The sequence below is a fragment of the Nonomuraea sp. NPDC048882 genome (assembly GCF_040649755.1).
In the GTDB taxonomy this organism is placed as follows: domain Bacteria; phylum Actinomycetota; class Actinomycetes; order Streptosporangiales; family Streptosporangiaceae; genus Nonomuraea; species Nonomuraea maheshkhaliensis.
This window is the reverse complement of record NZ_JBEZGB010000011.1, coordinates 21,215-34,215: the sequence shown is the minus strand read 5'-3', so window position 1 is coordinate 34,215 and position 13,001 is coordinate 21,215. Positions and strand designations below refer to the sequence as shown.

General features: G+C 62.3%; 5 protein-coding genes and 1 pseudogene. 4 read left to right on the top strand and 2 right to left on the bottom strand.

Features of this window, described 5'->3' with window-relative positions; genetic code table 11:
* Positions 1-176 precede the first annotated feature (176 nt).
* On the top strand, positions 177-2,303 hold the full coding sequence (locus AB0C27_RS34100; RefSeq protein WP_357852565.1) for a helix-turn-helix transcriptional regulator: 2,127 nt from the start codon (positions 177-179) through the stop codon (positions 2,301-2,303).
* Positions 2,304-2,580: 277 nt separating this feature from the next.
* Here AB0C27_RS34100 and AB0C27_RS34095 read toward each other — a convergent pair whose 3' ends face one another.
* Both AB0C27_RS34095 and AB0C27_RS34090 read right to left on the bottom strand, forming a co-directional pair.
* Positions 2,581-3,798, bottom strand: coding sequence for a hypothetical protein (locus tag AB0C27_RS34095; protein ID WP_357852562.1), 1,218 nt, complete (start codon positions 3,796-3,798; stop codon positions 2,581-2,583).
* Positions 3,798-5,840, bottom strand: coding sequence for an AAA family ATPase (locus tag AB0C27_RS34090; RefSeq protein ID WP_357852559.1), 2,043 nt, complete (start codon positions 5,838-5,840; stop codon positions 3,798-3,800). Before AB0C27_RS34090 ends, AB0C27_RS34095 begins: the two co-directional genes overlap by 1 nt.
* A gap of 206 nt (positions 5,841-6,046) precedes the next feature.
* On the opposite strand from AB0C27_RS34090, the pseudogene AB0C27_RS34085 reads away from it, so the two are divergent.
* The 3 genes and pseudogenes from AB0C27_RS34085 to AB0C27_RS34075 all read left to right on the top strand — a co-directional run.
* A pseudogene (locus AB0C27_RS34085) lies at positions 6,047-6,463 on the top strand (transposase); the annotation flags it as partial.
* 596 nt (positions 6,464-7,059) lie between these two features.
* Complete coding sequence (locus AB0C27_RS34080; protein ID WP_357852556.1) at positions 7,060-10,239, top strand: helicase-related protein; 3,180 nt, start codon at positions 7,060-7,062, stop codon at positions 10,237-10,239.
* On the top strand, positions 10,236-13,001 hold the full coding sequence (locus AB0C27_RS34075; RefSeq protein WP_357852553.1) for a hypothetical protein: 2,766 nt from the start codon (positions 10,236-10,238) through the stop codon (positions 12,999-13,001). The genes AB0C27_RS34080 and AB0C27_RS34075 overlap by 4 nt, the downstream gene beginning before the upstream one ends.

The following is a 13,001-nucleotide window of genomic DNA, read 5'->3' as shown; positions in this document are numbered from 1 at the left end:
GCGGGACGGCTCTGGCTATCCGATCGTCGTGGCTGGCATGTGGTGCGTCATGGTCAGCGCTGCCGTTCCTGATTAAGACCTGCGCCCCTTGCACACTTCGGACGAGATCTCGGAAATCACTTGACCTTGCAGAAACGTTGCTAGAAGCTTGTAGCAACGTTGAGAACGGGGATGGCATGGCTTCCGATGATGTAGGCGCATCGCAGCTAGGGCACCGCCTAGCCCAACTGCGCGAACAGGCAGGTATAAAGCAGGCTGAGCTTGCCAGGAGTATCACCTGGAGCCCAGCTGTCCTATCTCGCGTCGAAGCAGGCGAAAGGAGCGTCTCCGGCGAAGAGCTCCACGCGCTGCTAACGGCCATCGGCACGTCAGAGGCGGCTGCGCTGGCGGACGCCTTGGATCGCAGATGGGTCGTTCTGCCTCGGCCGGCACTCGATCACCCGGATCAGGAGCTCCTTTGGGAGGCCGAGCAGCGGGCGCTTGAACTGGAACAGCTTGCGGATGGGCCGCAGGCGCATCCAGCGTTCCGGACCCGCCTTGGGGAGTACGTAGGCGAGATTCGTCACCTGGCGGGACTCCTACTCCGCCGTGAGCACCAGATCGCTTTTATCGGGGCTATTGGGATTGGCAAATCCACGGCTATCTGCCGGGTGACTGGGCTCGAGATCGAGGATCATGCTGGACGCCATACCGTCCTTGAGACGGCTGGGGGCGGAACCACGCTCTGCGAGGTCCACCTCAAAGTCGGCCCTGAGTATGGGATCTTCGTCGAGCCGCGCACAGACAAGGAGATCCGCGCCAGCGTCGAGGATTTCGCGGACCTCTTCTTCAAGACAGCGCAGTCTATCAACGCCGACGAACTCGCCGAGGGCGTCTCACGCGAGCTCGGGCGGGCCCTCCGAAACATGGCGGGCCTCGTGCGACCAAAAGCCGTCAAGGGTCCGGATGGCAAGCGCATCAAGACCCCGGACCCTGCCGAGGTGCTCGCGAACGAATCTCCGGAGAAGCGGGACTTCGTCGTGGAAGTCCTCACACGGATGAACCTTCCCCGCAGGGACCGGCGCGACGAATGGTGGGACCCATCGAAGGGCGAAAGCCCCTTGGATTGGCTGAAGGCGACCTTTGAGAACATCAACAACGGCCGACACCCAGATTTCTCCTTGCCCGCGCGAATTGAGTTGGTTGTTCCAGAACTCCTGAACCTGGCCGAGCTCAACGTCGGCATAGTCGACACCCGGGGGATCGACGGGTCGGGTGCCAGAGCCGACCTCGAGGCGCAGCTTGAGAATCCCCACACCGTGTCGATCCTGTGCTCAGGCTTCAACGCAGCCCCGGACCAGCCTGTCCAGGACTTGCTTCGACGCGCGCGTGAGATCGACAACTCCCAAATCGATTCCCACTGTGGCATCCTCGTCCTGCCCCGTCCCGGGGAGGCGCTCGCCGTAAAGGACGAATCGGGGCTGCGGGTCGAATCGAGCGAAGATGGCTATGAGATCAAAGCCGATCAGATCAGTACGGCGCTGACGCAGTACCAGCTCGCTGAACTGCCCGTGTGCTTCTTCAACGCGCTCGAGGACGGTCCGGCGGAGCTCGAGAAATTTCTGCACGACCGCATTCAGGACACGCGCGCCAGGTTCCAGCGCCAGCTTAGTGATGTGCTGAGCCGGGCTCTCACCTTGCTCGCCAACGCAGAGGAGGAACAGGTTCGGGAGGTCCAGCGCGCTGCTGGACGGTACGTCGCGATCTGGATCGAGCAGAGTTCAGATCCGGGCAGAGTCCGCACCAACATCCCTGAGGCGCTCATCGGCGAAATGCGTCGCGCATACGCGAGCACTGTGCATGCCGCCGTTCGCCGCAACGGGGAGTGGCATTCGCTCAGTTACTCCCATCATCTCGGATTCGGTGCCCGAAAGATGGCTGTTGAGGTTCTTCAGGAGCTGGTCACTGCCTTCACGAATTACTGCCAGACAGCTTGTAAGGCCCACCCTGAGGCAGAAGAGCTCCTATCCCAGGCTGAGCGCCTGATGACATCGGGATATGACAACTTGTTGCGGAAAATGCAACAGGTCGGTGTGAATCTGTACGGGTCCCAGCTTCAGCAGGAGTCTGCGCTGTGGTGGACGTGTATGAACGAGTGGGGACGGGGAAGCGGCTATCGCGATCGGGTCCTTGACCACACCCGCACATGGTTCGACGGGGAAGATCGGCTCGAGCTCGAGGATCGGCTCGAGGCGATGCTGCGTGGAGAGTGGGAAGCGTTGCTGCGACGCATTAGATCGATCTTCGAGCTGGGTGACTCGTGACTCACTCCTGCCGGGGTGAATAGCGCCCGCTGTAGGAGAGTGGGGCTACAGCGTCTCCTCATGTAGCTTGACCTGGGTAAATAACTTACGAAGCATGTGAACCATACAAGACCGTCCCGTGTATGTCCCTGGTGTCCATCGCAGGGGAATTCACGTCGTCCGGTGGCAAACTGGTCCAGAATGGAGTGTCATCAGGTTCGAGCGCCGGGTGTGGCGCAACATGATCATGCTTTTATCGGCTCTTCATGAATGGGTTGGACTTTTGGATTGAGGGCTCCTATAGGACGATCTGCTCGACAGCCTGACCCAGCGTGTCGGGGGTACATAGCACCACTTCCTCCTGGACTGCCGGGGTCAAACCGGCACCCCAGGCGACCCCCAGCCCGAAGGGTTGACCCGCGGCTGCCAGCGCCGAATTGAACGCTCTCCGGTAGGCCAGCATGTCCACCAGCGCGCGCCGGGCGGCCGTGGCCCCCTGCTCGCCCAGTTTGCACTCGATGAGCAGCCACCTGTCCTGGCCAGATGCATCTCGCCAGTGGAGGGACAGGTCAGGCCTCAGCTCATGGACGTTGGTGAAGGAATGGGCCCTTAGGACTTGCTTGTATGCGGACGCGGCCCCCAGCGCTGGCGGTGTCGACTGGTACCACAGGGATATTTGCCGGCCGTCGTCGTGAGCGCCGTTGCTTTGCACTTTCCCCTTGAATACATAGAACGGCTTCATTTTCCAGCCGATCTTCTGGAGGCTGTCGATGACCCGGAAGGTGACCAGGAGCTCGAAAAGCGTGGATTCGACGCTTGTCACCAGGCCTGCTTGCTCGATGGCCTCCCGAATCGCTACCTTGTCCACCTGCTCGACGAGAGGCACGAGGCGGTCATAAGCCCGCAGCACGGCGCGGGAGCGATCACGGTGACGGCCGGACCTGACCTGGGCGACCGAACGGGGACTAGGCTCCACGCGGGTTATACCGGAGAGAACTTGGTTGCTCTGGTGCATGATGGCCGTGTCGCGTCGCGCGCGCACCCTCTGCGCCGCGATCTTCTTACCGACCTTTCCAGTCCAGCCGATGTTGTTCGCGGTCCGCACGACCGCGTCAAGAACGTGGACCAAGAGCTCGTTTTCCGGGGTCTGATACACGCGCTCCGCGGGCGCAGTCACGAAGACATGGGGGTTCCCTGTGATGCCGCGTAACGAATGTGTCCGGTTCCACACCACTGGGCCGTCGAGCCGTTCTGGCGCCCGCTGTTCGGCACGAGCCGATGCAGTTGGCAGCTGCCGCAGGAGTGTTGGCAGGCTGGAGAGGAAGTCACCGACCTCCTCGCACAGCAAGAATTGCAGTTCTCCGAGCCGGAGTGCTTCGGCCGCCGGCCACTTCAGCAGGGCAGCAGCGGTCAGCAGTCCCGGGATCTCCGGCTGGGAAGCGGGCGACACGTACGACCAGATGCGGTCCCGGACCTCGACGATTCCCGCGCGGCGATCCCAAGGAATTTCGCGCATCAGATACCCGTCAGTGACTCATCGTCGAAATCTGCCTGCGCCGACGCCAAGTCATGCCTCAACTCCAGACCCAGGACGTCCGCCATAGTCCTGCGGAGCCGTTCCCTGTGCCGCTCTCCCACCAGTGCTGAGACCATGCCGAACAGTTTGTTGCCTTGCTGGAGATCGACGCCTTCGAACTGGGCAAGCAGGAAAGTGTAGAAGAGCTGGAAGGTGAGGTCCTCCCGGAACGTGGCCTGGTCAGCACTGGCATCGGCGTACTCGTGCGCGAAGCGCGCCATGTCTAGGAATGTGGCCGGGCCGATGTCCTTGAGTGAGACGACCCTGTGCAGGCCGGAAAGGACATCTTCGATGATCTCAGCGTTGTGCTCTTCCGTGTTCTGGAGCTCGGCTTTCCATAGTTCCTGGAACACTTCCCGCGGGGGTGAAGGCACCTCGATGAAGGCGAAGCGGCGCATAAGGGCGAACGACATCTGGTAGAGCAGGGACTTGTCAAAGACGTTCATCGTGGCGATGATCCGCCACGACTCCGGGATGCTGACGATGTCATACCCCGCAGGGTTGAACTGGCCGCGTCCCCCGGCCGGCAGCAGCACCACGGGACGCCCGTCTTTGTCCTCGTAGGGGAGGGTGACGGTCTGCTTCGACAGGACGGTGAAGAGCTGACCGAAAGCCTTGTCGAAGTTCGACCGGTTCAGCTCGTCGATGAGCAGCCACCGGGATTCGCGGATCGCCTTGAGGAACAAGCCGTCCTGAAAGACGAGAGCGCCGTTCGTGCCACCCGGGCGGAGCCCTCCGATGGTCTCATACGTTGTCCAGTCACTTGTCGCCGTGGTGAGCGTGTAACCCGTACATAGACCGGCCTCGGTAGCCAGCTGGCAAATCCGCTCGGCCAGCGTCGTCTTGGCGGTTCCCGGGGGGCCAGTCAGGATGATGTGCTTGCCACTTCGAATCGCTGCCATGACCGAGCGATAGACGTTTGGGTCGATCTGCAGCTTGACGGGTGGTGCTGCGGCCAGTTCTTTAAGCGTGGGAACATCGAAGGGCCTGGCGGGTTGCGTCACGGGTACCTCTCCGAGGTAGCAGTACTCAAACAAAGGCGCCGATGCGTTTGCGACCGTCAGGATGTACGCGCCGAGACCGTTGCCAACCTTCTGAAGTTCCTCGGGGGTTAGGTAGTAAGAGATACTTGCCTGCACGCCATCCGGTCTTGAAGCATACGCTAGCCAGTCATCCAGCGTCCCAAATTCAGATCCGCCAGGAGGCTTGCGCCAAGAATCGCGGAAATATGCGCCAGCAGGCAGGGCGCGACCTAGTGCTGTAACTACTGCTAACGGGACCGACGCCAGCTGGTTTCGCAGATCAGTCAGTGCCTGCTCCGCTTCATTTTGCGCTTCGGGGTCGGTGAGCTGCGATCTCCCTGCTCCCATGCATATGCATATTTCAGCACCAGCGCCCGAGATAATGAGCGCTACTTGGAGCCCATAAGACTTGTTAGATGCAGCTATCGGAAATATGCAGCACCAGATGTCCTTCTGTATAGTTGCGTTGGCTTGATATTGGCTTGTGAAGGGTTTGAGTGGAACGTCGATCTCTGTGTTTTCACTGAGCCAGCTAGCAAGCTCCTTGAGGCGGTTCCAAATGTCTTTGTAGTGCTCCCTGTCGGGTGATGGTGGATATTCAGAAGTCCACTTATTCGCGTCCTGGTAGCGTACGAATAGCGAGCAGTCGCTGTGGTCAAAACGCACATCGATCGCAGTCTTTTTAGGGCTGCGGATTTCAAATCCTAGCGCCCTAAGTCTGCTAGTAGTTTGCTCTCCGCCGCTGAATTTGTTGGGCAGCGGCCCTAGCTCGGTATATTGATATCCATGAGCAGCTGCAAGCAGTGGTTTCGAGTCGTACTCGTGACCGTCGTATGCCACAACGAACTTGCGTGATCGATCGAAGTCGTACTTGGTGAGAAATTTCTCTCGCCCTAAGCGGTCGTACTCCTTTATTGCTTCTAGGACGGCATCGCGGCTGGTGACATCCTTGGGCCCCATAGCCTGATCATACTAGGACATATCTGTGCACTGCGGGTCAAGATGTTCTCCCTCGCGTGATGATGCAGGTGGAGAGCTGACGAGGCGTAGCGCGGTGGAGTAGCAGGGGAGAAACTGTCGCCAGAGTCACTAAGCTCTACCATTCTGACGGCGCTCGCGCCGGGTGCGGATGAGTCGGCGAGCCGGCCCCGGGTTTGGTTGAACCAGCCTCCTGGCGCAGATTTCGAGCGCACTAAGCCCGCAATCTGGCGACCCGGGTCCCGAAGAGTGCCCAGCCGTGGGTGTCGACGATGCTGCGACACCGTCTTCGAGCAGCCCGATGCCGCCTGGGTGCGGGCCTAGCACCGCCAGGTCGTCTAGGCGCTGGAGGACAAGTGCCTGGAGGCCGCCGAGCATCTGGACGAGGCGCGCGAGGACATTCAGGCTTTCACCGCCCACCCCAAGATGATGTGGCGGCAGATCAGATCTGGTCTGACAATTCGCAGGAGTGGCTGAACAAGGAGATCTGCCGCACTGACGTGGACGGCACCCCGGGACGTGATCATCCGGCTGGTCGGCGCGGTACTGGCCGAGCAGCACGACGAGTGGACCGAGGGCCGCGCTTTCTCGGCCTAGGGATCCTCGCTGAATGCCGCAAGGCCGCTGAGAGAAAGGCGAATGAAGACGATGGTGATATCAACGTGACGAATGGTTTTATTGCTGCTTAAATGGGATTTAGATCGCAGAGGGGTTAAATTTCATACACCACGATCTTGGGCGCGATCGAAGGTCGCAGAGATTCCCGGTCGCCTCATGACGATCTCGCAAGGTCAACGGCTTTACAGGGCTTCGTCTGATGCTAAGCAGTTGTAGCGGTGACCTGCAGCGATGTGCGCTCCTCCCCGATTCCTGTGCCCTTGGCAGGTTCGCAGAGCTTTCGTGCCGCAGTCGACAGCTCGCCCTATAGCAGTCCGCGCGCGCCTCATCGCCGTGGCATCAAAAGCACCCAGCGTCCGGTCATCAGCTCCGCCCAGCGAAAGGCGTGCTGAGCGCCTTTAGCCTTGGGATTGCGCTAGTTCACCTCCACTGGGAAGATAAGGTCAGTACGCGAACGGTGCGGATGGCGAAGGGCCCCGATTGTGATGCGCCCCTTCAGCACGTATGGGGCGAGCGACCGTAGCAAGGGGGGACTGTGACCGGGCATGGGGCCCAGTTGCCGATTACGGGAACGCAATTAGCCGTGGACGGTCAGCTCGTCACGGTTGTCATGGCCACTCCCACCGTAACCGGGGTGGACCTGGTCATTCGTAAGCCCGATGGTTCTCTGACCGACGCCGCCCTCACCACGGCAGAACTTGCCGCGGCATCGATTCCGGCCAACGACGCGGGAGGAAATGCGGAAAGGGCGCTTACTGGTATGTGGGGACGCTGGATGCAGCATGCCGTCCCGCGCATCCGCTCCGCAGTACTTGCCACTCGGCCGCTGAATCCGTTCGCGCACCAGGACGAGGCCGTTTTCAGCTACATGCTGGCACAGCCGCGTTTGAGGTTTCTACTCGCCGATGAGCCAGGCACCGGCAAAACGATCATGACTGGTATGTACATCGCTGAGGGGACCCGGCGCGGGCTCATTCCCGGCCGTACAGTCGTCATCGTCCCCGCCCACCTGATCGAGAAGTGGCGCCGCGACCTACGCCGCTACTTCGCCATCGAGGCGGGCCGGCTCACTCCAGAAGTAGCGCGCGACCCGAGGGATCTCGACCCGCGCGTCAGCGTCTGGGTCGTCAGCATTGATCTGTACACGTATAACCACGACGTACGGCGCAAACTTGCTGGCGGCCGAGCGTCCTGGTCTCTGACGGTCTTCGACGAGGCACACAGGCTGACCCCCACTTCGCAATACCTCGGCGCTGGCCGGGAAATCGCCCAGCGGACCCACCACCTGCTCCTACTGACCGCGACGCCGCATCGTGGCAAGGAGCACTTCTTCCGAGGTCTGCTCAACCTGCTCGACCCCACCCTCTACCCGTGGGACCCCAGACAGGCCGAGTACGACACCGCTTTGCGACCCAGCGCGCTGTCTTTCTTACGGCGCATGAAGGAGGAACTGAAGGACCTTGAGGGGAACAAGCTATTCCCGCCCCGCTACGCCAAGACTGTGCCGGTGTCGCTGAGCCCGCATGAGTACGCCGCGTACACGGCCGTAATGGATTACGTCGACACGCATTACGCCGACAACGCCACCCTGGCACGCTCCATCTATGGCAAGCGGGCTGCCTCCGCATTGACCGCTGCGGCGGCCACCATCGGTCGCAGGCAGGAGGCGCTGCGAGGGGCAGCGTCCGGGAGGACCGGCGGCCCTGTTCCGGCCGAGTTCACCGATGGTACCGGTGCCTTCACCCTCGCTATAGAAGACAACGACGCCTGGGACCGGGGTGAGGATGTCCTCGTCGCAGCTCGCTCCAAAGATAAGGCTGAGGAGTTGTCCGCGCTCGACGGCGTGCTCGCCACCATCCTCGAAGCCGAGGCACAGGGGCCCTCGAGCAAATGGCAGCAAGCTCAGGGGGTTCTTACCCGCCACGGCATCCGGCCCGGGGACGGCCAGTTGCTCATCTTCACCGAGTTCGCCGATACCGCCCGCTGGCTCGCGAAGCTGTTCGTCGACCAAGGCTTCACCGTCGAGACCCTGGAGGGAGCCGTCGGGCACGCCGACCGCGACAAGCTTCAGCAACGTTTCCTCAACGGGGACTTCCAGGTTTTGGTCTCCACTGACGCTGGCGGTGAGGGTATCGACCTCCAGTCGGCGCACATAATGATCAACTGGGACATCCCCTGGTCACTGGTGCGCCTGGAGCAGAGGATGGGCCGGCTACACCGCATCGGTCAAAAGAAGGCGGTGCACATCTACCACCTGGTAGCGCCTGAGACTCGTGAGGGTCGCGTGCAAGAGGTCATGCTTACCAACCTCGAGGCGGCCGGGGGCGCCCTGGGAGGTCGCATCTTCGACCTGCTCGACGCGGCTGCCGACCGTACCGGGTTCGATTACACCAAAGCGCTCATCGAGGCGCAGTCCAGCGCCACGGCCAACGTCCATGTGCCGCGCGCCGATGACCTCATCGCAAGCGCTCGGGAACTCGTGGCCGATGAAGACCGGCTGCGGACACCGGCCAATACCGAAGCAGCGATGGAACGCTTCCGCGCGGACAGACTTGAGGCTATCAACCCCGTCATCGTCGATGCGTTCGTCGACCAGCTCGCCCGCTCGCAGAACTGGCGCCTTGCTCCCGGGCCGGCCAAGGGCCTGCGCCGGGTGGCCTCCCGGCGTCCGCTCCCAGCCGCACTTGGCGGGGAACACGAGCGGCTGGTTGCGGCCGACGGCGCGTCGGTCCGAGAGGCCATCAACGACGGCGCTACCGACCTGGACGACGTCGTAGTCCTAGGCCCTACCGAGGAGCCTTTCAACGACCTCGTTGAGCTTGCGCTCCGTTCCGGCGAGGCCGACCTGGTGCGCGGTGCACACCTGGTCGATACCGCATCGCTGACCGGATACACCCTCTTGCTCTACGACGCGGAGGTGGAAGTACACGACGGACTCCGTCGAGTCCGCCGGAAAACGCCACTGCTGGTCCGATACTCCGGCGCGGGTGGTTTCTCAGCTGGTTGGGAGTCGCTGATGAACCTGCGAGCGGCCACCACCGAGCACGAGGGCGCCCCCTCGCTGGCACCGTCTATGCGCAGCGAAGGTCTCCGCGAAGCGCAGCGGCTCCTCGGTGAAGAGGTCGCCCGCTACCAGCAGGAGCGCCGGGCATGGGTGCGGAAGGCGCGTGAGCAGCTGGACCAGGTCGAGTACCGCTATCTCGAGGAACTCGAGGAGTTGGCGTTCGGTGTGCGGCGCGAGCGGATGGCTCTCTTTGACGACCTGAAGCAGGAGCGGCTTATGCAGCTGAGCCAGATTGAGCGGGTCAACCCCACCGCTCCACGGCTCATCGGCTGGGTCAACATCGCCGGAGGTGCCCGCGCCACCGAACTAGGCCACGACCCAGACAGCGAGGCGTTGGCCATAGCGACCGTCCTCGCAGAGCTCGAGAGGCTCGGCTTCATCGTCGACGACCGGCAGACCGCGAAGGTTGGCTATGACCTGTTCGCCCGGCACAAGTACCGCGGCGAGCAACGCCTCGTGGAGGTCAAGGGCTTTGCTACGCACCTTCGCCCGGTCTGGCTGGAACAGCACGAATGGGCACAGGCGCAACAGCGGGGCGAGGACTACTGGCTCTACGTTGTTGAGAACTGCGCCGTGTCCCCAACAGTCGTTGTTCGCGCCCAGGACCCCGCCAGCAAGCTCGCCCATGGGCCCAGGCACATCGAACGATTCCAGATCAAACTCGCCGACTTGAGAAAGCTCATGGGAGACGGCCAGTGACCGACCAGGCCCAGCCCCCGGCGACCACCAGGCCGTCGGACACAGCGCGCGACGTAACCTCTCGCATGATCGACCGCTGGTTTCCCTGCGCCGCCGTGGACGCGGCCGTAGGGACCCCGACAGGGTCGGGCCGATCGGAAAAGGCTCTATTCACATGGTTCGCGTCTCGACCGATTGCTCAGGCGCGTGCCGCTGTGCTAAGCACGCTGCTGCCCGAGGACGATTCTCTGCACCCTGACGTCGAATCTGCCATCATAAAGGGCGACAAGGGGGCCCTCGAGCGTCTGCGCAAGGTCATCTCCGCTGACTATCCCGAACGCCATCCGGTTGTTCTTGATATCTTCTCTGGCCGCGGCATTATTCCGTTGGAAGCTGCCCGGTTGGGAGTTATGGCGGTTGGCACAGACCTCAGCTCTGTCGCGACGCTGGGTGGCCGACTCTTGGCCGATTTCGCTTTGCGCGACTGGTCGGCGGAGCCTTCTCTTCCATTTGCTGTCGATGAAGCCACGCAGGGCCTCTTCAGAGATGCGGAGCCCAGACTATTGGCCGACGTCCGCGTAGTGCTTGCCGAAGTGGGGCGCAGAGTGGCTGTAGCCCTGGATGCATACTACCCGAGGAACTCGGAAGGCCATTACCCCTGGGCGTACCTGTGGTCCATCACCATTCCGTGTGACCAGTGCAAGCGCCGGTTCCCGTTGGTCGGCACGATGGCCCTGCGCCACCCATACAGGCGGACCGAAGACGTCGGTCAAGCGCTGCGGATCGTCGCTGACGGAGAGGAGTGGCGCTCGGAAGTCGTCGACGGTGCGCCGCACCAGTTGCCGACGTTCGCGGCCGCGCCCGGAAAGAAGGGCAAGAGCGCGAGGTGCGTCTTCTGCAGCCATGTGCACAGCCTTGATGTCGTCAAGGCCAAGGGGAACGCTGGTGAATACAAGGACGCCCTGCTGGCGGTTGCAGAGGAGTTGGATGGCGGCCCGCGGAAGACCTTCAGGGTCCCCTACGCCGTGGAAGTGAAAGCTGCGGCGGCGGTCAGGCTGGACAATCTGGAGCCCTTCGGCGGTTTCACGGCCGTGCCCGATGAGCAGATTCCACCCGGGAATCAGGACACCATCCGGGCCAGCGCCTACGGGTTTCATAATTACGGGTCACTCATGAACGCTCGCCAGACACTGCTGTTCGTCGAGACGGTCAGAGTCGTCCGTCAGCTTCGCGCTGAGCTGATTAAGAACCACAACAGCGCTGAATACGCAGCGGCGCTTGCTGGCTATGCTGCCGCCAATGTGCCGCGGATGCTGAAGCATGCCACACGCGGAGCAAAGTTGCGGTCGCACGGGAACACGAGCGGTACCGGCCAAAACAGAGTTCAGATTGACCACATATTCTCCGACGAGAGCAAGGTGGCCTTCGGCTTCGACTTTCTTGAAGCGGGACCTGGCGACGGACCTGGAACGTGGGCAAGTGTCAGCGAAAGCGGCATCAACGCCTTGAAGAAGGTTCTGGAGGAGTCCAAGCACGGCCGGCCGGGACGGTTCCGTCGGGCGTCCGCAGTTGCTCTGCCGTTCCGGGACAGGAGCGTCGACGCAGTGGTCACCGACCCGCCGTATTACAACATGATCGACTACGCCGACGCTTCCGACGTGTTCTATGTGTGGCTCAAGCGGTGTCTGTTCGATGTCTTCCCCGACTTGTTCGACACCGACGGTCTCCAGGACAAGTCCGAAGAGATCATCGTCAAGCGCGGGAACGCACCCGGTGAGCACCGCACAAAGGAGTACTACGAGCAGATGCTCAGCCGCGCCTTCGTGGAGGCGAAGCGCGTCTTGCGGCAGGACGGACACCTCGTAGTCGTCTTTGGACACTCCGATCCCGACGCCTGGCATCGGCTGCTGAGTGCTCTGCACGAGGCGGGCTTCGTCGTGACCAGCTCATGGCCATCCCGTACCGAGACTGCCTCGACCGGTGTCGCCAGCATTAAGGTGACCGTCACGATCGGCTGCCGTGTGGCCGCACCGGACAGGCAGGTCGCAACAGCTGCCCAGGTCGACCGTGCGGTGACCGAGGCGGTCAAGACGGCGTGCCGAGAGTGGGACCGTGACGGACTTGCGCTCACCGACCAGCTGATGGCCGCCTACGGCCCAGCGATGGGTATCTTCGGGCGCTACAGCAGAGTCCTCAAGCCCGACGGCATCCAGGCTGAGCTCGACCGTTACCTGACCCTCGCCCGTACCGCGGTCCGGGACGCCACCGCTCTCAAGCTCGACGAGCTGCCCCTGGATACCTTCGACGCACCCACCCGATTCGCCGTCTTCTGGCAGCGGCTCTACGGGCGCACCAACGTACCGAAGGGTGAGGCCAGATTCCTCGCGCAGGCGGACAACCTGCGCCTGGAGGAACTTCGAGGCTCCTTGCTGACTGAGAGCAAGGGCGGCTACAAGCTACAGCTCAACGCCCCCGAAACTGTCTCGGCACGTTCGTCGACGTTTGAGGTGGCTCGTGCGATGGCCGCTGCATGGGACGCCGGTGGCACCGAAGCAGTAGCCGCGGTGATGGCGCACTCAGACCGCCAGCCTAACGACGTACACCTTTGGGCCGTGGTTGGCGAAATCGTTGCGCAGCTGCCGCCGAGCGACGCCGTCGCCAAGGCCCTCACCGCCGTCCAGCGCAACGCCGGCACCATCGGGAATCTCGTGCAACGAGTTGCCGCCGAGGCCCAGTCTCAGGACGCCCAGATCGCCCTCATCGACCTGACGGAGGCGCACTAA

Coding starts and splice junctions, on each gene's coding strand:
- AB0C27_RS34100 (WP_357852565.1), top strand. CDS start 177: ATGGCTTCCGATGATGTAGGCGCATCGCAGCTAGGGCACCGCCTAGCC.
- AB0C27_RS34095 (WP_357852562.1), bottom strand. CDS start 3,798: ATGCGCGAAATTCCTTGGGATCGCCGCGCGGGAATCGTCGAGGTCCGG.
- AB0C27_RS34090 (WP_357852559.1), bottom strand. CDS start 5,840: ATGGGGCCCAAGGATGTCACCAGCCGCGATGCCGTCCTAGAAGCAATA.